The 19698-nt window shown below is 56.2% G+C and carries 19 protein-coding genes; 4 read left to right on the forward strand and 15 right to left on the reverse strand.

The features are described 5' to 3' along the window. Nucleotides 1-3 precede the first annotated feature (3 nt). The 5 genes from OS190_RS13105 to OS190_RS13125 all read right to left on the reverse strand — a co-directional run bounded on the left by OS190_RS13105 (nucleotide 4) and on the right by OS190_RS13125 (nucleotide 7219). Nucleotides 4-1221, reverse strand: coding sequence for a peptidoglycan-binding protein (locus OS190_RS13105; protein ID WP_267159165.1), 1218 nt, complete (start codon nucleotides 1219-1221; stop codon nucleotides 4-6). Further along, nucleotides 1218-2531 carry a DUF3131 domain-containing protein gene (locus OS190_RS13110; protein WP_267159166.1) on the reverse strand — a complete coding sequence of 438 codons (1314 nt, stop codon included), beginning with the start codon at nucleotides 2529-2531 and terminating at the stop codon, nucleotides 1218-1220. Before OS190_RS13110 ends, OS190_RS13105 begins: the two co-directional genes overlap by 4 nt. Beyond that, the gene (locus OS190_RS13115; RefSeq protein WP_267159167.1) at nucleotides 2506-4440 is read right to left on the reverse strand and encodes a glycosyltransferase; all 1935 of its coding nucleotides are present in this window, start codon (nucleotides 4438-4440) and stop codon (nucleotides 2506-2508) included. The genes OS190_RS13110 and OS190_RS13115 overlap by 26 nt, the downstream gene beginning before the upstream one ends. A 110-nt stretch (nucleotides 4441-4550) precedes the next feature. Then, entirely contained in the window at nucleotides 4551-6068 is a 1518-nt protein-coding gene (locus OS190_RS13120) for a sugar phosphate nucleotidyltransferase (RefSeq protein ID WP_267159168.1), read from the reverse strand. After that, complete coding sequence (locus OS190_RS13125; RefSeq protein WP_267159169.1) at nucleotides 6068-7219, reverse strand: acyltransferase; 1152 nt, start codon at nucleotides 7217-7219, stop codon at nucleotides 6068-6070. Before OS190_RS13125 ends, OS190_RS13120 begins: the two co-directional genes overlap by 1 nt. 139 nt (nucleotides 7220-7358) lie before the next feature. Here OS190_RS13125 and OS190_RS13130 point away from each other — a divergent pair, with 139 nt between their 5' ends. Continuing rightward, complete coding sequence (locus tag OS190_RS13130; RefSeq protein WP_267159170.1) at nucleotides 7359-7892, forward strand: OmpA family protein; 534 nt, start codon at nucleotides 7359-7361, stop codon at nucleotides 7890-7892. Between the two features lie 52 nt (nucleotides 7893-7944). Here OS190_RS13130 and OS190_RS13135 read toward each other — a convergent pair whose 3' ends face one another. The 3 genes from OS190_RS13135 to OS190_RS13145 all read right to left on the reverse strand — a co-directional run bounded on the left by OS190_RS13135 (nucleotide 7945) and on the right by OS190_RS13145 (nucleotide 10177). Then, nucleotides 7945-8733, reverse strand: coding sequence for a hypothetical protein (locus tag OS190_RS13135; protein WP_267159171.1), 789 nt, complete (start codon nucleotides 8731-8733; stop codon nucleotides 7945-7947). Nucleotides 8734-8770: 37 nt separating this feature from the next. Further along, nucleotides 8771-9517 (reverse strand): family 16 glycosylhydrolase, encoded by a 747-nt coding sequence (locus OS190_RS13140; RefSeq protein ID WP_267159172.1) that lies wholly within the window; start codon nucleotides 9515-9517, stop codon nucleotides 8771-8773. 225 nt (nucleotides 9518-9742) lie between these two features. Beyond that, on the reverse strand, nucleotides 9743-10177 hold the full coding sequence (locus OS190_RS13145; RefSeq protein WP_323370706.1) for a prepilin peptidase: 435 nt from the start codon (nucleotides 10175-10177) through the stop codon (nucleotides 9743-9745). A gap of 155 nt (nucleotides 10178-10332) precedes the next feature. Between OS190_RS13145 and OS190_RS13150 the strand changes: the two genes are divergently transcribed. Continuing rightward, nucleotides 10333-11895, forward strand: coding sequence for a DUF4331 domain-containing protein (locus tag OS190_RS13150; RefSeq protein ID WP_267159174.1), 1563 nt, complete (start codon nucleotides 10333-10335; stop codon nucleotides 11893-11895). A 12-nt stretch (nucleotides 11896-11907) separates the two neighbouring features. After that, complete coding sequence (locus OS190_RS13155) at nucleotides 11908-12114, forward strand: hypothetical protein (protein ID WP_267159175.1); 207 nt, start codon at nucleotides 11908-11910, stop codon at nucleotides 12112-12114. Nucleotides 12115-12186: 72 nt separating this feature from the next. Here OS190_RS13155 and OS190_RS13160 read toward each other — a convergent pair whose 3' ends face one another. From OS190_RS13160 to OS190_RS13170, 3 genes are read right to left on the reverse strand one after another with little or no spacing between them, the layout of a single operon-like run. After that, nucleotides 12187-13038 (reverse strand): type II secretion system minor pseudopilin, encoded by an 852-nt coding sequence (locus OS190_RS13160; protein ID WP_267159176.1) that lies wholly within the window; start codon nucleotides 13036-13038, stop codon nucleotides 12187-12189. After that, a complete protein-coding gene (locus tag OS190_RS13165; RefSeq protein ID WP_267159177.1) occupies nucleotides 13035-13586 on the reverse strand; it encodes a type II secretion system protein GspJ in 552 nt (183 codons plus the stop codon). The genes OS190_RS13160 and OS190_RS13165 overlap by 4 nt, the downstream gene beginning before the upstream one ends. After that, nucleotides 13583-14698 (reverse strand): ABC transporter substrate-binding protein, encoded by a 1116-nt coding sequence (locus OS190_RS13170; protein WP_267159178.1) that lies wholly within the window; start codon nucleotides 14696-14698, stop codon nucleotides 13583-13585. The genes OS190_RS13165 and OS190_RS13170 overlap by 4 nt, the downstream gene beginning before the upstream one ends. 41 nt (nucleotides 14699-14739) lie before the next feature. On the opposite strand from OS190_RS13170, the gene OS190_RS13175 reads away from it, so the two are divergent. Continuing rightward, on the forward strand, nucleotides 14740-15345 hold the full coding sequence (locus OS190_RS13175) for a hypothetical protein (RefSeq protein ID WP_267159179.1): 606 nt from the start codon (nucleotides 14740-14742) through the stop codon (nucleotides 15343-15345). Here OS190_RS13175 and OS190_RS13180 read toward each other — a convergent pair whose 3' ends face one another. The 4 genes from OS190_RS13180 to gspL are packed head-to-tail and all read right to left on the reverse strand — an operon-like array spanning nucleotide 15346 to nucleotide 19572. Then, nucleotides 15346-16554, reverse strand: coding sequence for a type II secretion system F family protein (locus OS190_RS13180; RefSeq protein ID WP_267159180.1), 1209 nt, complete (start codon nucleotides 16552-16554; stop codon nucleotides 15346-15348). Between the two features lie 2 nt (nucleotides 16555-16556). After that, nucleotides 16557-18047 (reverse strand): GspE/PulE family protein, encoded by a 1491-nt coding sequence (locus tag OS190_RS13185; RefSeq protein WP_267159181.1) that lies wholly within the window; start codon nucleotides 18045-18047, stop codon nucleotides 16557-16559. Further along, on the reverse strand, nucleotides 18044-18502 hold the full coding sequence (locus tag OS190_RS13190) for a type II secretion system protein M (protein ID WP_267159182.1): 459 nt from the start codon (nucleotides 18500-18502) through the stop codon (nucleotides 18044-18046). Before OS190_RS13190 ends, OS190_RS13185 begins: the two co-directional genes overlap by 4 nt. Beyond that, nucleotides 18499-19572 carry a type II secretion system protein GspL gene (gene gspL, locus OS190_RS13195; RefSeq protein WP_267159183.1) on the reverse strand — a complete coding sequence of 358 codons (1074 nt, stop codon included), beginning with the start codon at nucleotides 19570-19572 and terminating at the stop codon, nucleotides 18499-18501. The genes OS190_RS13190 and gspL overlap by 4 nt, the downstream gene beginning before the upstream one ends. Nucleotides 19573-19698 lie beyond the last annotated feature (126 nt).

Genomic DNA, 19698 nt, shown 5'->3' on the forward strand with positions numbered 1-19698 from the left:
GGCCTAGTTTTTCCGGTTGCGCCGCAACAACCGCAACTTCAAACGTGATAACGTATCTGGATCTGCAATGCCGGACATGATCAAGCCTTCGTCAGACTGGAATTTCAACAGAGCTGCTCGGCTTGTGCTATCCCACCCTGTGCCCGAGACATTGCCGAGATAACCTAGCAAAACCAAACCCAGTTTGGTTGCCCGAAGCGGATCTGGCACCCTGCCCTGGACCGGCGACGGTGTTAAGGCGGTCAGCGGTGCAACCTTTTTGGCTGGAGAAGAAACCGGTACCGGAACAGCGGCGGAGCGACTCTTGGAAGCGGGTTTCAAGGGCGTCTGCTTGTTTACGGAAGGTTTGACGGATTGCACTCTCTGCACTTTCGGCGTGGCCATTTTTATGTGTTTTTGGGCAGCCTCAAATGTTTCAGTATCTGACGCAGGCTGTTCGCCGGCGCCACTATAGGGCCCCTGCAAACACCTGGTATAGGGAACGCCCGAATGCCTGCCCAAGAGTTCAATCACCCCGAGTTCGATCAGATTGCGGGCAGCCTGTGCTTCGCTTTCAACTCTTTTGATGCGCAACGTTATCCCGGCTTTTGAGGCATTGATTGTGCCTTCAGAGCCGGTGCCCCAGTCACGCCCCACTACAACCATGGAATTGGCCACCGATGCGCCCGGCACAACCTGCCGGCTGGGATAGCGCACCAGATGCAGATCCACCGAAACGATCGATAACCGCCGCGCCGCATCGAACAGGCTGGTTTTGCCGCGATTTGGGAGCACTTCGATATCCACTTCATTTGTGTGAACATTGCGGTCAACCTGACTGATCGAGCCTCGGATATAGTAGCTGGGCTTGGGTTCTTTCTTGCGGTCCGATTTGGCAATCAGGAAATCGATCGCGCCATCCTTGCGAGCCAGCGCTTGATCCAGGAAAACATATGCACCGCTTCGGCGATTCATCTGGCTGATCGCGTGGATCAACATATCATTCCCACCAATCGGCAACTTATATGTCATGTCAGGAATGGCATTCGAAGACAAAATGACCTTGGGCCGCCTCGCCACGTCAAAGAGACCATCCATACAGATCAGCGCCTCGGTGAAAGATGTAATATTACGGATCGGCAAAGCATCCGGTTGGGCAGCATCCCGTGCCGTCCGGCTCAAGTCGGTCCCGCAACCCACAAGAGCGAGAACAAAACCGAAAGAGACAATGACCGCCTTCACAACAATGGCCCCTGAGCGATGTAGTGGATCGCTTCCAGAATGACCGCGTTGGTGTTCAAGGTCCGGATGTCGTTGGCCGTATCGGTCGCCGTGTACCAGCCAGCGGACCATCCGGCCTCCGTATCTCCAAGTTGGGGTACCAGTTTTCCGCGCAGATCGGTTGTATACTCAGTACCATAGAGCGCATTCCACGCAAAAACGGCTTTGAGGCTGACCGTGCGCAAATCCTCATGATGTTCGCCATCTTCGGTCAGTACGGCCCAGGGACGACCATCGCTGTAAACGGTATTATATAGAAAGCTGGGAGATCGATTGATATGGTCCTCTGACACCATGGTCGGCTGTCCGGTTTCATGAAACCGGGCTTCCTGCGCAAGGTAAACCCTGGCCGCCAGATGCTGTCCTTCGCTGTTTAACCCCATCTCGAGACCCTGGAGCATATATGGTTCGCTCAAGGTGGGGGAAATCGCCCCAAAACTGGTGCGACGGCGCAGGTCCACCGGCACGTCCACTCCCGACAGCGCTTCCCAGCGCACAGCGCGTGCTGCCGAAATCGCTTGCGTGACGTCCAGACCCCACAGTGCCATACCGCGTGCGGCATATTGTTCATATCCAATCCGGCCTTCCTGCAACAGGTCGATTTCGTTACCGACACGCAAAGCGCCCATCAGCTCCCCGCCTTCGCTGAGCGCCGCCAGATCCCATTCCTTCAGAAGCTCGCGCAGCGGAAGGCGCAGAGAGGGCACATGGCTTTCCAGCACACGAAACGCGATCAACAAGCGTCCAAGGTCGATGGCGGACCACCCTATTCCTGCAGGAGCGGGAGAGTTATCGTAATCCACCATTGCCAGGGAACGGGTGTCATAGGCCTTGTTGGGTAGTTTGCCATCAAACAAAGGCAGCGCGGCCATGCTCGTCAAAAATTGATCCGCCCGCCTGTCAAATTCCTCCTGGTCGATCACACCCAGATTGTAGGCGGAAACCAGCCCCAACAGATAGGATCCCTGATCCCAGAGCGTTGTTGAAGGGAACCCTGCAACAGAGGTGACAAGTCCCGTATCAGGGTCGGTGTTTTCCGCAATATATCGCCATGCCATCCGTGCCGCATCCATATCCATGGCGGAAACCGCACGGGGAGAAAGCGGAGACAATTCCGGCGCGGCAGAAAGGTTGATCATCCCGCTGCCTGAACGACGTGCAAATTGGGCAAGGCCATCTCCGGACACAGCAAGCGCTGCCGCCAGGATCAAGCCAATCAGAAACATCAAACTGCCGCGATGGGCCTTAAGTGAGGTTTGGAGTAGGGCCATGAACATCTATGTCCTCTGCTAGGGAAGAAGGAAAGGAAGGCACCTCTGGCTCTTGGTCAGGATGCCAAAACGCCGCCAACCCGATCCTACCCAGAGCCAGAGCGTTCCAACCCAGCCAGAACAAGTTGACTGCAATCAGGGGAAGACCGTAGTCAGGGTTTTCGAGCCAGAATTGGACAAAAGCGTAAATGGCGGCCAATGACATCAACCCAACAAGAAACAAATTGGGAGCAACGCGACGCAACATCAATGAAACCATCGGAGTTTTAGGCGTCGTCGGAAATTGGGGATGGCGTCCACGCAGCACCGAGGCAAAAGCCCGCAATTGCAGCGGCAAGGCAGTGATCGACCCAATCTGTCCTTGATGTGGGTTGTATCCCTTGCAGGTTACGGCCATCGCCATTTCATTAAATATCAGAACCGGCAATAGGTGCCTGAAAAATTCAGCAGAATATGCAGAGACCGGTGTCCATCCGGTAAATAGCACCAGCACTGGCGCCAGCATCAAGACCGGCACCCAAAGCATGCTGAGATAGGACCAAAAGGTCGCGGCATAATGCAGACGGTGCCGCCATCCCAAGCCACGCCCCAAAGCGGTCCAGATCGGGTTGGCCCGCAACATGATGTCCAAAGTGCCCCCAGCATATTTCAAACGCTGGGTGGCCCAGGCCTCCATAGACCAGGGGGACAACATCCGGCTTTCGACCTGAGGATGATAAACCGATTTCCACCCAGCCGTCCGGTCGCTGTGTAGCAGGATCGAGGTCATCAAATCCTCGGATACATGATACCGAAACGGTTGTAACTCCACCGCGGGCAACAGCAGCCCCGGCGTATCCTCAGTGGCGGGCAGGAAAGATGATTTGCGCCCCTTAAGTCGATCAATGCTCTGGCGTGACAAACGACACAGGGCAAATTTTAAGCGTAGGTACCAGGACAATCGCCAACGTCGTTGCAATTTTTCCAAATCCACACCTTGACGGGATAGAGCTGATCGAAACAACGCCTCGGTGCGGTGAATGGATCCGGCTCCGCAACAAAATGAGGCACCGTTCCGATTGCGCCGGCGTTGGATGACATCAAAAAACAAAACAGGGTCCGATAAAAACGGATCCACGCCAATTTTGTCGCGCCCGGTCAGCCATCGCATGCCATAGCCAAGTGCAGCAGCCCCTCGCGATCCAAAAAACGGGGCCAGGGCTGCCTGCCAGGAACGCCCCATCGGAATATCATAAAACCAGTGCGGGGTTTGGACCCACGCCACCCTGGGATCACGAAAATACCCAAGGGTATGTTCCAGAAAACCGGGAAAAACCCGGGTATCCGCATCACAGATGACCAGGAAATCACACCGCGACCGGAATAACGCCTGACGCAAATTGCCAGCCTTGAACCCACGGTTCCCGTCACGCCGCGCATAAAGTATGCCGGTGCGTCGCGCCAATTCAGCCATTTCCGATCGATCGCCATCATCGCAAAGCCAGATTTCAAGTTGCACATTCTCGGGGATTTCAAGGGCACGCAATGCCGCAATCGAGGGGGCCAGAATATCCTCGGTTTCATCAAAACTGGTCAGGAACACATCGACCTTGATCGGCCCCTCACCGTATAGTCCAGCTTCCGCCCGCGTGAGCGGCGGCGGCTTTTGCGGTGTATCATCTTCTCGCCAAATATCATGGAAAAACAATAGTGTACCCAGAAAACACAGGGTTTCAGCCAGGGCAACAACCACCGAAAACAACAGTGCGTCGGGATTAAGGGACGCGGTCCAGCGCCAATGCAGATAGTAAAGCGCAAAACTCACCGTCATACCCGCCAAAAACTGCCAAAGCATTTCGCGTTGCGCCGACATCGGAGATATCTGCGGCACGGGGCGATTTTCGTATCGTTGGAAATAAGGTCGGGGCATGATCCCTCCGGTTGTGGCAGGATTTTGATTAAGGGGTCGGCGTTAGATCCTCATGAATGAACTACCCTGGCCAAGGGCATGCATCCGGCCTCATGCAGTATCTCATTCGATTAAGCTTCGTGACGCCGTGTCGACGGGGTCAATGCGGCAACCGCTGGCAAATCCGCAGCAACGGGACCGACTTGACCAAGAACACCTTTTTCGACCGCACCACCGGTGGCAAAACGGTGATCCACCGCCCAATCTCCGGACACGATCATGTGATCAACAAGGCCGCCCTGTTCCACTCGGGTATCCGCCCAGATGATACTGTTGCGGATCAAGGTTTTACCAGCTATCTGCGCACCTGCCCCGATCATGCAGGGGCCATCGATCCTTGCGCCCGCCTCGATCACGGCACCCTCCCCAATGTGGCAGGGTCCTGTGATCTGTGCCCGAGGGGATACTCTTGCCCCGGAGCCAATCCATAGACCGGGCCGTTTTTGCACACCGGTAGCAGTAACCGCCGGCCCCAACCCGCGCAGGGCATCGGAAACTGCTGCATAATAGGCCTGCGGATTACCCATATCAGCCCATTGAAACGGCGCATTAAACACCTGCAAACGGATGCCGTCCCGCAACAATGTAGGCAACAGATCGTTACCGATGTCCAACCCTTCAACTTCCCATTCAGGGCCGCGCAAAGCGCGCAGTACATCCGCACGGAAAATATAGATACCCGTACTGGCCAATGTCGACCGGGCCTCCCCGAGGCTTGGCTTTTCCTGAAACGCAGTAATCTGGCCGCCGCGATTTGCGACGATGATGCCGTATTGATTGACCTGCGATTTGTCGACCTCCTGCACCGCAATGGTCACGCCGGCACTGGATTCGCGATGTTTCTTCAGCATCGCAACGAAATCAATGTCGGTCAGCGCATCCCCGCACATTACGACAGTATCATCACCAAAGGCGCTGTGATTGGCATTGAGCTGTGTCAAGGTCGACGCTGAGCCAAGCGGGTTGGCCTGCCATGCGCCATCGTTCCAACAACCCTCGTTGACAAACAGAAACCGCTGGCTGTTTTGGTTCCTTTGAAAATATTCAGGGATTTGATAGCCCAGATGACCCGGATTCACGATCAGATCATGCAGGCCACAACGACCCAAATGAGCCGCCAGATGTGCCAACACAGGGCGGCCCAGTACCTCAAGCATTGGCTTGGGCACAGCATCGGACAATGGGGCCATGCGCGACCCTTTGCCCGCACTCAAAATCAACGCCTTCAATCCAGTCAGGTGTTGACGCCGAAATACCTCAACTTCGAGAGCCTGCTCCACCCGGTCAAACAAAGGCAAGGCCTGGGCGATGCCATTTGATGCCAGACAGGCCCGCGCCTTGGCATCCAGGCCGCAAAACCCCAAGGACAGCTCTGCCCCGAAGCAAGTGTAAAGCTCAACCACACCGGCAAGCCCACCATGGTTCCAGCGGGACAGTTTCGAAAGGTCAATCAAGACCGCCGCGCAGCCATTGTCCTGCAAACTCGAGCAGATTGGTTGCAGAGTGGCAAAGGTTCCCGCATCAAGCGCGCCGTCAGTAAGCCTGACAACAACGAGGGAAGAAGAGATTTTCTGGATCATGGAAAGCATCAGGACACCTTGGACTTACGTGGAAACGGAAACAGAGAGAAAAGGCGTGAAATTGAATCAGGCAGCGGGCCGAGACCTACTGTCCAAGCCAGCGCCGGCAGGCGGCGCAGCACAACAACCAGCAGTGACGTGCCAACAACTGCGACGCCAATCTTGAACAAGACCTGTGTTATCGGCAAAAATTCAGTGCCTACCAACGCAATTTCAGCCATATCAAGAAAGATCGGATGGCACAGATAGATCCCAAAGGAATAGGGAGCCATGCGTGAGATCACAGCGGGCCAACCCCGGTCTGACAAGCACAAACACAGCATGAAAAGAACAACCGGCATCAGGAAATCGGCCCAGAAACCAGGTACGAAACTGTGCGGCCAACGACCTGATGTCACGGTGATCCATGTCGCGGCGAGCTTGATCATGAACAACAAAGCCCCGCCCCAGAGCAGCCCCGGCAAAAGAACCATACGGGTCTGCGGACGTACCTCGCGCCACAACATCACCATCCCCCCCGCGACCATTCCGTACCCAACATATGTGAACACCTTTACCGCCCGGATCAGCCAGGGCAGAATCGGATCACCGTGAAAGGTGGACCAGATAAAGACGTCCAGTTCATGCTTGGCAGCCAAAGCGGCAATCACCAACAGGGCAAGTGCCGGCTGGCGCATGGCACTGCGATAGACCGGGAAAAACAGCAGCACACAAAAAAGCGTCGGGATGAAATGCATATGATATTTTACCTCGCCCAGCAGCAGCCAGCGTGCCCAGGTGGCGGGATCCGTCAACCCCGACACAAGGGTCGGCAAGTAGCCAAAAGCGCTGGCTTTGATCAGGTTAAACAGCGCATAAAAGAGGGTCCAGAACGCAAAGGGCAGCAGCAGTCGGCGCGCCTGTTCGGCAATTACCTCGCCGTATGACCGTGGCCGCCGGTCAAGCCCCAGGAGCAACAGGAACAGTGCAATGATGATGAACAATTCCGTCCGCGCGATATAGATCACCGCACGCAGCAGCATAGGCGCGATGCGATCCTCGGGCGACCAGGCGATAAAAGGCTGTCCCGTGGCGTCAGCCGTGGCATGCAACCCGATCATCGACACCCCGGCGACAAGGCGCAGCGCATCCAGCCAAATCATGCGTTTTGATGAGGACATGTATCTCTTTCACGTTGTTGGTTACGAACGCATCTAGAGAGCAAGCTCTAAGAAAAACTAAATGTAAGTATTTATTATGAAATGAAATTATAAGTTTTTATTAAGCTTCTCCGGGTATTCCGCTGCGATGGAGAACTTTATGCCCTTACGTCTTACATGTATTATCCTCGGCTGCCTTGTGGCGCATGCCGCACAGGCCATCGATCTGACACCGACAGATTGTAATTTGTTGCAAAATGAATACGGCATGACGCCGCCGGAATGCCAGGGACCTGTCAGCACCCTACCGCAGGTGACGGGTACACATGGGCTGAGTGGGGTTCAAAAGATTAATCACATTTTTTTCCCCAAAGGAGGGACTGATCTGGATGTCGATGCTCAGAATCAACTGAACCGTTTGTCAAAGGCACTGGAAACGGCACCGCTACTCGATGCTTGCCTGCGGTTGACGGGCTATGCGGATACCTCCGGCGATCCTGTGCGTAATCTGCGGTTATCACGCGCGAGGGCCGAACAGGTTGCCAGCTTCTTGCGCCAGCATCTACTCGACCCGGCACGCATCGTCGAAATCCAGGCCGAGGGGGCAACCAACGGCCTTCCCGGATTTCCCGGCACCGCCCGCGAAAATCGCCGTGTCGCCGTACATGCCCGTAAATGTCGCGACACCCCCTAATGAGATACTGATCTTCTTGATTTCTCAGGCAATCACTCGAACTTTGCACCTCTCAGCCGCCATTCGGATCTGCGGTTCGTGGATTATTCGCCGCAAAATAAGCCGCTACAAATTTTTCCAACACCTCCGTCATGGCATCGTCAATGCTGAAATCAAAATCATCTTGCTTCTGCGCGGATGATCCACTCCAGGTGGTCCCTCGGATCATCAGTGTAGTGTCACGTTCAATCAGCAGGTTCTGGGCAAGGCTTAGCGACAGGGACCACATTTTGCACCCTTGAACAGCCGGGGAAAACCTGAGCTTCAACTCGGGCGCACCGGGTTCAAGCGTCATCTCGTTCTTTGACAGTTTTTTCAGGCCAACAGCCTGTAATGCCGAGTCAATCCTGTCTTGCGCGGTGGCTCCGAAACTGCCGCTATACCCCGGCGGACCAGCAACACCGCGCACATCGACAAAGACACCGCCAATCGCTCGCAGGGTTTCGTCGGCAGTAGCCAATGCAGTCGTCGCGTCCTGCGCCAAATCATCCAAACAGATCGGCAACTTTTCATGCACCATATTCGCGGTACCATACCGTTGCGCCAGCGGTTCCAGAGATTTGAATACCACTGCAGATTCCTGATCCGTCATGTTCAAGATAAAATGACTGCGAAACGCCTTCCTGATTTCACAGTTAGGACCGGCACAAAACGGATCCAACGACTGCCCACGTTCCCAGATCAACCACAATGAGCCCGTATCCGCACCCAGTCCGCCAAACGGCAGCACGGAGAGAACCAGTGCCGGCACAACAAAAGCGCGCATGGAACCTACAGAAAGATATTTCAAAGGAGCGATCATGGTCGCAACTTCGCACAGGCTGGTTAAACCCGGGTTATCAACTGCCCAATTCACCGGTGCGTAGCGGTCGGAAACTGACCTTACCCACCAATGCTTCGGCGTGATCACCTTGAAAGGGGTCGCCAGACCAGACACTGATTGACGGATCCGCGGCCCAAAGGTTTATGAACAACCGGCTCGGGATTTTCGGCAAAGCAGCATCCTGCTCTGTCACCTCCAAGATCATTTGCCCGTCGGCCCACCACCGCAAACGGTCAGGCAACCAGTCAAAGGCATAACTTCGCGCGCGATCGGCCGCATCAAACCCCAGATCGATGAAGTGGTTTGTCAGTTGGCCATCTACAAACCATGCCACGTGGATCTGGCTTGTGTTCTTGCCCAGAAATTCGATGTCAATTTCATCATGGCGGGTACCATAGGCTGGCCCGGTATAGGTAAAGAAACCGGTAACCAATCCGCTGCCACGGGCCGGGCGCATCGTCGCCTCATAGCGGCCGAAACCCGTAATTGTTTCGCGCCGGACTGAGCCACTGACAAAAGCATTTTCCTTACCGCTCTGACGATCAAGCCGCAGGACAAGCCCGTCGCCCGTTTGCACCTGATTGGCCCTCCAATCCGTATCAAAATGAGGATTGGTAAAATCATACTCCGCAAGATGCCAATCCTGTCTGGATAGCTGCTGAAAATTTTCGGAAAAGCCCGTTCTCTCGGGTGTTTGAGCCATCCCTGAGTGTGCCACCGCCGCCATCATCAAAGTCATGGTCATATGTTTGAAAGCTTCCACGTCGTTTACCTTTTGCTAACCAGTTAACAAAGGTTAACGTGAGCGAAATGTTAACAACTACGGCAAAATGATGACGTGGTTAATCCAAGGTGCAAGCCAACGGAAACCCGAACAAAATCAGAAAGATCGCGGTTCACAACCTGTCGACCAACCTTGCCGAACGATCAGCCGAGACGCAGAACCATTAGGGATGAGTTGCTGTCAAACATGACATCAGTCAGGATTTCAGAAATGGACCCGCACCCAAACCAGCCAGAAGCCAATGGCAAGCCAGGGACCAAAGGCAATTTGCCGGTTGGTGGTCGGTTTACGGATCAGGGCAATTATCAATCCACCGACCGTCGCCACCAACAGAACATAGGGCAGCCATCCAACACCCAGCCATGCACCACAGGCCGAAAAAAGCTTGGCATCGCCGAGCCCAAGCCCCTCTTGTCCGGTGCGGCGATAATAGAAGTGGCCCACTGCCCAGAATAACGCAAACCCGATCAAACACCCCGTGAGCGCATTTATCAGACCAATACCGTCAACACCCGCGGCCAAAACCAGCCCGGCAACCATCAGCGGCAATGTGTAAATGTCTGGCAATCGGTAAGTTCGAAGATCGAGCCACACCAAACGCATCAAAATCACAGTTAAAGCTAAAAACTCAAAATACACCAATTATTGTAATGCCTTAGAATAAATATCGTTTTTTTGCGACGATGTGAAACTATGTCGGGCGGTGATCCGTGTGTCTCTTACTGAACAAAATAATTCTACCAAAATGGTATATTTGGGGAAATCCCGCGTTGCCATCCAATCAGGAGAGACAAATGCGACTAAAGAACAAAGCTGCACATTTCGCAATGACGGTCAGCGCCGCGGCTCTTGTTGCTTCGGCAGCGACAGCGTCTTCGCACCGCGAAGCCCCGGGGATCACCGAACAACCCAAGGTCGATGCGACAGATTTTTATATGTTCCGCAGCTATGAACCAGGCCGTGCGGATTATGTGACCTTCATCGCAAACTACATTCCGTTGCAGGCCCCCTATGGCGGCCCGAATTATTTCACCATGGACCCCGATGCGATTTACGAGATTCACATCGACAATGACGGTGACGCCGTCGAAGACGTGACATTCCAATTTGATTTCAAGAACGAGCTGGCAAATGACGGCGCTGGCATCGCACTGCAAATCGGTGATGCAACAGTCGCGATCCCCTTGCGAACGGCTGGTCCGATTACAGGTGCAGCCGCCGATCCGTTGAACGAAATCGAAAGCTATACATTGACACATATCACTGGGGACCGGCGCTCTGGCACCGCAACTCCGGTGACCGGCACAGGCGGCAAAACCTCGTTCAGCAAGCCGCTCGATAATGTCGGGGAGAAAACGATCCCCAACTATGCAGGCTATGCCAACAGCAAGATCCACGACATCACCATTCCTGGCTGTGACGTCGGCGGCAAGGTTTTCGTCGGCCAGCGTGCAGAAGCATTTGCGGTGAACCTTGGTCAGGTATTTGACCTTGTGAACCTGGTGCCCCTCGAAGGATCAATTGAAAACGTCCGTGCCAACGACGATCTGGTGGACCGTTTCAACGTCACATCACTTGCAATCGAAGTACCAATTGCCTGTGTCACGGGCGACGGCAACGGCGTGATTGGCGCATGGACAACGGCCAGCTTGCCACAAGGCAATGTCGAAGATCCATCTCCGACCTATGCCGCCACATCACAGTATGGCGGTGCCTACGTGCAGCAGTCACGTTTGTCTGCCCCGCTTGTAAACGAAGTGGTTATCGGCTTGCCTGACAAAGATCTGTTCAACGCAGCAGAACCGACGCAGGATAGCGCCTTGGCCGTCTATGTCACAAATCCGACATTCCCGGCACTGATCGACATCCTGTTCCGCGATGCCTTGGGCGCGACGTCCAATATTGCACCATCCAATCTGCCACGTCAGGATCTGGTTACAGCCTTCCTGACCGGCTTTCCGGGTGTGAACCAGCAAGCGACTGTTACGGGGTCTGAAATGATGCGCCTGAACACGGCGTTCCCGGTAACTCCACGTGATGCACAAAACCCCTACGGCCTTGTTGCAGAAGACCTTGCAGGCTTTCCAAACGGCCGTCGTCCGGGTGACGATACCGTTGACATCGCCCTGCGCGTGGTCATGGGCGCCCTGTGCCACCCACTGCCTTTAGGTGCGGAACTGGGGGTCGCGGATGCTGTTGAAGACACGGACAGTGACATGGTCAATCTTGGCCTTTGCGCCCCCGAGGACGCACCCGTTGGCACGGCACCGTTTATTGACGGTGCACCCATCTCGGCGGCCGAGTTGCAGAATGTGTTCCCATATCTGAACACACCCCTGCCTGGCGCAACAAACTAAGGAAGGGTTGATATGAAACTGAAATCAAAATCCTCGGTTGTTTTGGCCGGCGCATTGTTCCTTGCGGCTTGTGGCGGTTCTGCCGTCACGGTTGCCGGCATCGACAGTTTTGGCAGCGCCTTTCGTGCCATGTTTGACGCTGACCGCAATGCAGAACCTGTAGACGCCCAAAGCGTCGACATCGCGGTGAGTCTGACAGACGACCCCTTTAACCCGTAAGTGGTTTAACGTGTAACGAGTTGAACGGCCCTTCATCACTGGAGGGCCGTTTTTTGCTGTCCGCACGATCCCTCAAGGTGTGGGGGCGTCGTAAATGAATCTCCTCTGTGCAACTTCGACCGCTTTCACCCCACGCGCATTACGTCGGATGATGACGCTTTGCATCCTGATCCTGGCATTTCCGGCGGTGGCCAGAATATCCGCCAGATAGGCATTAGAGGTGAAACCGCTGTTTTGCGGACGCAGCGCACCGATGGCAGTCAATGCCTCAAGAGATAACGACCCACGACTTTCGCGGGTACGCACAAGCTGCGCGGTCTGGCTTCGGTTTTGTAACATCACGTTCAGTAAGAAAGGATCGACCGAATTCAGGTTGATCGTGCCCGACACCGGCAGGACCGTGACATAGGGAGCCAATGCCGCGATAGCTTCTGGCGCGACACCGTAGGTCTCCAGTTCCTCCAGTCGGGCGACCGGACCCACTGCCCCCAGAATACGCGCGATTTGATTGGCAATTGCCGGCGGTTGGTCCAGCGCCGTCATCAGGCGACGGGCAAAATCCTGCGTTCCTGCAGTCAGATCAGCCAGCAGGTTTACATCAAACTTAGCTTGCAGATCAGTTATACCAACCGAAAATCGGCCTGTCGGCAACACGACCTCTTGCTGTATCACGCCCAGTGCCCAGGCTTCGTTCAAATGATCCTTCTCGGGCGCCACGTCCAGATCACGACGCAAAGCATCAACAACCGAAGCTTCAGCCCCCAGCGCGATCTGGCGTACAATCGCAGCATCACTGCTGCGTGCAACACGGTCAAGCGCCGCCTCCTGGCTGGAAATCAGCAACACCATCAGCCCCCCCGCGATGGCCAGCACGACCAGGACATTGACCAAAACGACACCGCCTTCGGACTGACGGGTGTTCATCTGCCCTGTCCCGCGGGTAAAAGGATCAGACGAGTCACTCTCTGCGGTGCAATATTCTCAGCACGCAAAACATCAAGGGTGAGTTCGGCAGCATAAGGGCGACCAGGGGTTTCGGTACCTGCAGGCGGCCAACTCTCGTGCCAGCGTTTGCTGCGATCCATCAAACGCCACTGCAATCCTGCAACTCCTGTAAGAAGAAGCTGATCAACAATTCCCCCAACCCTGCTCTCGATACGGCGGACCAATGCAGATTGATCGAACAAAAATACAATCTCAATATCACGTTCTGAACCTGTGCGATGAAACGCCAGCATACCGGCGTCCAGCGCCATCTCGGCCATAGTCACCTGTTCCAAATCCCGACTGATCACCAGAAACGCGCGGTCCAATTCGGCCAGTCTGTCCAACCGCCCGTCGGTACGCTCGCCCGTGCGCGCAACCGTGTTGAGCACTGCCAGGCCAGCAATGCCGATAACCGCGAAAATTGCCAGCGACACCAGCACCTCAATCAGGCTTATCCCTGCGTCGGCACCGCGCTTTTGCGTCATACTGAGGTGCTTCCGATCAAGCTGAATTCTCCGGCACCGACCTTGAGCACGCCCAGGCCCCGTTCACACAGGCCGGATTTCTGAAACCGATAGGGGCCGACTACACCGGTAAAGCCTTCTTTACGTGTCAACCCTCTGGCCGAAAGCCGTCCCGATTGTCCCAGAATGCGCAGCAACTCAACCCCGTCAAAGGCAAGCCCGCTGATAATGCCGCCGGGTTTTCCCGTGGCATTGGAAAAGGCGTCGTCAAACGCCGCAAAACGTAACGGGTCGGGCGCGGCAAACCACGCATCACGAAATGCCACACGCCCCGACAGATCCAGGGCAGACCATTGCGTCGATCCCAAAAGCTGGACGTCCTGGCCCCGTAAAGCCTGCGCAAAAGGTTCCAACGTCGCATCGGCAGCAGGCAGGTAAACCGCATTGGGCAGCCCGCCTTCCCTGCGCAGGGCCGCCAGCAATCCTTTGCCATCGGCTTGCACCAATGGCGCGCGCATCGACAGACCAAGAGCGCGGCCCACCTTTACCGCCGCCGCTGCTGATTGCGCTCCGAAAGCACCGGGTGGCACAACGATGGCGACGTCACGCAGATTGCGTTGCGCGGCAATCGACAATATCGCCTGTGCCGATTGTGCAGGTGTTACGCCAAATACATAGGTGCCCCCACCCGCCAGCGACTCGTTGTTGGACAACGTCACGACCGGCACCTGCACGGCTTTGCCTACGGCGGCGGCCTGTGCGCTGAACACCGGTCCGACGATCATTTTCGCGCCTGTCGCAACCGCACGTTGGGCCGCCGCCACGGCGGTTTCAGGTGTCGATCCACTGTCAATAATCTCTATCCCGACACCGGGGCCGCCGCCAAGGGTTGCAGCAGCTTGCAATGTCTGACCTAACTCGGATGACGCCCCAGATAGCGGCAATAGCAACGCAGATTTCTGCGCCTTACCGCTGTTGCTCGATGCTCCGCTTGCGGGAAACGAGATTTGACCACAACCCGCCCCAAGGGAGATCATAGATGCCGCCGAAAGACCTGCCAGCACCCGCCGCCGCGACGGGACGACAGCCATTTCGGCACTTGAAGAGCTGGTTCTTGGGGTTGGTTTTGACATGTGCGATCCTTGTCTCACTGGCTGGTGTGGTGGGAGTCTTGATGCCGCTAAGCCTGCTTACACGAAACATGAATTTGGCACCAGCGGTGGTCACCCTCTATGGTTCGCTGCGCAAAGGTCGTGCGGATCTGGTTGGCGGTTATCAGGTTGCCTGGACCACAACTCCCGCTTTCTTTGCTCTGCCTCATCTTGCCACCAGTTTCACGCTGGATGGCAGTGACTCGCGGGTGACAGGCGAAGTGCAATATGGATTTAGCGGCATCACATTGCAGGGGGTCCAAGGCAGAGCCGGCCCTGGCCTCGCACGGCTGGTGCCGGGAGCATGGCGTTGTGACATGACAGCCAACCTGCGCGATGTCGGATTTTTCTGGGGATGGCGCAGGGCAGCAGCAAGCGGTGTAATCACAACCGCCGAAGGCACATGCGCAATGAAACAGCGCAAGATTTCCCTGCCACCACTTGCCTTGCGCCTGCGTGGTGACGGCACCGATGCGATCGCGACGCTCACAGGCAGGCAAGCGTCAGAACTTGCAGAAATAAAACTGCGCCGCGCCCGCACCCTTGACATTGAGATCCAACCAACGGCTGCGGATATTTTCCCGCAGTTTCCACGCGGTGGCCCGATCAACCTGAGCCTGACATTCTGACTATCCAGCCAATGCATTCAACCCCACAATCGGCATCAGGATCGACATTACCAACAACATTACAATCCCGCCCATAATCAAAAGGACTGCTGGTTCGACCAAAGCGACAATCGCCGTCACAGTTGCCTTGAGCGATGCCGTCTGGTCATTGGCTGCGCGCTCCAGACTTTCCCCCAGTTTGCCGCCCGCCTCACCGCTGGCAATCATCGCCACCAGCATGGGTGGAAAGACTCCAGCCGCCTGGACGGATTTGGAAAGGACTGCCCCGTCCTGCACATTACGCGTAATCTGCGCCACCCGTGCACGAATAAAGCGATTGGGCACGGTCCCGGACGCCGCCGCCAATGCGTCAGCCAGCGGCACACCAGATTGGACCAGCGTGGCAAGCGTACCTGAAAACTGCGCGGAATTCAGGCGCAGCACCAAGGTATTGATCCCCGGCGCACGGGTCAGCCATTTATCCCAATTGAGCCTCAAGGCAGGCTGACGCAAAAGAACATGCGCCCCTACAAGCGCGGCGACAAAAATTCCCGCCGTGATCACTCCCCAACGCTGTAGCCAGTCGGAGATTGCGATCAATCCCCGCGTCAGCGCCGGAAGCTCCGCCCCCCGTGCGGTGAACACACGCACAATATCCGGCACCACAAATGTCAGCAGCGCTACGATTACGCTCAACGACACAAACGCCAGCAACGCAGGATAGATCAACGCAAGTTGCAGGGTCTGCCGATTGCGCGCGCGGTCCTCGATATGCAGCGCGAGGTGTTCCATCACTTCGGGCAGTTTGCCTGCGCTTTCGCCCGCCCGCACCGAAGCGCGATAATATTCGTCAAAACTTCCCCTCGCCTCCTCAAGGCTTTCGGCAAAGCTGCGGCCATCGACGATAGCGCTGCGCATATTCAACAGCAACGACACGTCGCGTGCGCCTTTCATCTGTTCCGCGACGACCTTGATCGCATCCTCGATCCGCACCTGCGCCCCGAGTAGCGTGGCAAGTTGGCGCGTGACCAACACCTGCTTTTTCAGGTTCATCCGGTAAGAGCGCAAACCGCCGGACACCCCTGATCGCTGTTGTGTTGCTTCGACGGTCAAAGGTAGCAAGTTGAGTTTGCGCAAATCGGCACGCACCGCGCTTTCGTTAGCGGCCTCAAGCAAGCCTTTCGATCTTTTGCCAGCCGGATCAACCGCACGATAAAGGAACGCTGGCATCTTCAACCTTCCCCAATCAGACCGTCATCGCGCACGGCGCGCGCAACCTCTTGTATCGTGGTCAGCCCGTCACGAATTTTTGCAGCGCCGTCTTGCAGTATCCCTGGTGCAATCTTACGCGCCTCGGCTGTCAGCGCCGCCTCAGAGGCCCCTTCGTGGATCATGGTTTCCAACGCAGGCGACATCGCAACAATCTCATAGACGGGCAGCCGCCCCCGGTATCCGGTTTGCCCGCAGGCGTCACAGCCCCTTGCCGCAAAGACCGCCGCACCCACCACCAGCGCCTCTGAAAGCAAGGCAGCATCCGCCGCGGTTACGTGATGGGGTGTCCGGCATTCAGGGCATAATTTGCGCACCAATCGTTGCGCAATCAACCCGCGCACCATTGGGGCCAGCAGAAATCGTTCCACCCCCATATCAATCAATCGCGACACAGCCCCAATTGCCGTATTTGTGTGAAGGGTGGACAGAACCAAGTGACCGGTCATCGCGCTTTCTACGGCGATCTTTGCGGTTTCGCCATCGCGGATTTCGCCGACCATGATCACATCAGGGTCCTGCCGCAATATCGCACGCAACCCGCGCGCAAAGGTCATTTCAGTCTTGGCATTCACCTGAATTTGCCCGACCCCGTCCATTGAGTATTCGATAGGATCTTCGACCGTCAGTATGTTGCGTTGTCGGTCATTCAGCGCATGCAACGCAGCGTAAAGCGATGTGGTCTTGCCCGAACCCGTTGGCCCGGTGACGAGAACAAGACCTTCGGGTGCCGTGATGATCTGATTGAATGTGGCACTGTCACGCTCTGACATTCCTAGATGCGCAATGCCAAGTTGGGTCTGGCCCCGATCAAGCAAACGCAGCACGACGCGTTCACCAAATTGCGACGGCAGGGTCGAAATGCGCACATCCAATTCATAGCTGCCCACCCGCAAGCTGACACGCCCGTCCTGCGGCAATCGCTTTTCAGCGATGTCGAGTTTGCCCATCACTTTGAGGCGGCTGGACAATTGCGGAGCCAGAGCGCGGCGCGGCTCCAAAACCTCGCGCAACACACCATCGACACGAAACCGCACGACAAGCCGTTTTTCCTCAACCTCGATATGGATGTCCGACGCGCCATCCTTGACTGCCTCAAGCAGCAGCGCGTTGATCAAACGAACCACGGGCGCGTCGTCTTTTTGATCCAGCAAATCATCGACGGATGCAGCAGTTTCCGCCAGCGCGCTGAGATCGTCGCCTTCATCCTCCGTCATATGCGCGGCCTGAGATGCACTGTCTCGATAGGTGGTTGACAAGGCCGCGTCAAAGTTCTGGGCGTCCATCGGATCAAACCTGACCAGACAGCCCGCGATCCGCTGTGCTTCAAGCAGGGCAGACAAGGAAGCGTCTGGCAGATGACGGCAAACCGGCGGGCCACCGGGGGCATCGGTGTTGTCCAGCAGCACGCCGTTGGCCTTGGCAAATCCGTAGCTTAACGTGGTGACGGTCATTGCGCCTGCTCCAGAGTCATGCGCAAGGACACCTGCGCAGGTTCTGTCAATCGCGTCATTTCGACCGAGAGCAGGCGCAGACCGCTGGCGGATTCAAGATTTGCAATCCAAGTGGTCGCTTCGTTGTAGCCGAGTTTGGCAACTGTCACCCGCAATCGCGCACCTTCGGGGTCGAGACGCGACAGCGGTATGCCCGCGGCCTGCGCACTTTGAGTAACAAGGGGGGCTAATGGTGTGCTACTGGGTGTAGACACTACCTTTCGCGGGGCATCCTCGCGGGTTGTGCGGGCGATGTCCAGAATCGTGAGGTAACGTGCGATCCGATCCGCCTGAAGGCTGCGGTCCGACATAACCGGTTGCCAGACATAATACCAAAGTGCCAGCACCACGAGGATCGCACCCCCGCATGACACCATGATCTGTTCGCGCAGGGTGAGGTTACGGAATGCCCTCATCTCTGCACCGTCAATTCAGCGCGTGCAGCCCCGGCGTCGGCTGTTGCGGAACCGCTTGTGACACGCAGACCCGCCGACTTGAGCCGCGCCTCGGCCTGTTGCAATGCATCGAGGTCAGAGGCCTCTACGGTAAGGCGTAAACCGTCAGTGTCCCAATTCAATTGTCGAAACCTGAGCGCATCATCCGCCCCCAACAATGCACGCGCAACACTGTCCATCAAGGGCAAGAATGATGATCCCCGCTGTGGGCGGCTTTGCGCATGCAATTGACGCAATATCACTTCCGGCGCGGTCTCGACCGATACAGAGGGCAGCCGGGCCGCAATGGCTGTTGTGGCTTGTTCCCGTAAACCCTCGGCGATGGCACGCTGCGCGCGGGCATCAGCGACGGCGATTGCCAGATGGACGATGCCGGCCAGCATGACACTTGCGACGAGGTATTTCAGCGGTCGCCACAGACCGCGTGAAGGTCGATGGATGCCTTGCCGCAAATCGTTTTCGATAAGGGCCGGTTCAGTTGGAATTCCTTTATCGGAGCTGTCGGTCCACACCATTTCCGAAGGCAGGGGGGCTCCATAGTTCTCCACGTCAGGTTTGTTCGCTGCACGCCACAGCAATCCCAACTTATCTGCAAGCGCGACAAACCCCGTCCCGTCAGACACCCGCACCAGAACCCTGTTGCCTTCGCGGTAAGTCCGCCAGCTTTCCCGCCCGTCTACGCCGGATGTCCCCGTGGGGATCAATGTCTGTTCAGGGATCAAGGGTGTGTCCGGCCACTCTGTCACCCATTTCTTCATGAGTTCCGCATCAACGACTGCGGCCAGAGTCTTGCCTTCTCGTGTTGATCTGCACAGTGCGAAATGGACGTGTTCAAGCGGCTGACCCACACGTTCCTCCAACGCGAAGGGGAGCGCAGCCTGACGTTGCCGGGTAGATCGCACTGGCAGATCAATCACGTGAAACGTGACTAATTCAGCAGGAACGACATATATGGCATTGTGTTGCTCAGCCGTAAGCAGGAAGGTGAATGCCTGATCCTGCGCCGCAATGGCAGTGCTTGGAAATGGCACAACCACAGCTTCTTCGGGCCCGGAACCTTCCCGCGCTTTCGCCTTATCTTTTTGATTTGAATACGTTTTATTGCTTTCCACTACGCATTTCTATGTTAAGGTCAAAACGGGAATTCTTGGCGGCAT

It is taken from the genome of Sulfitobacter sp. F26204, from assembly GCF_026410305.1.
Taxonomy (GTDB): domain Bacteria; phylum Pseudomonadota; class Alphaproteobacteria; order Rhodobacterales; family Rhodobacteraceae; genus Sulfitobacter.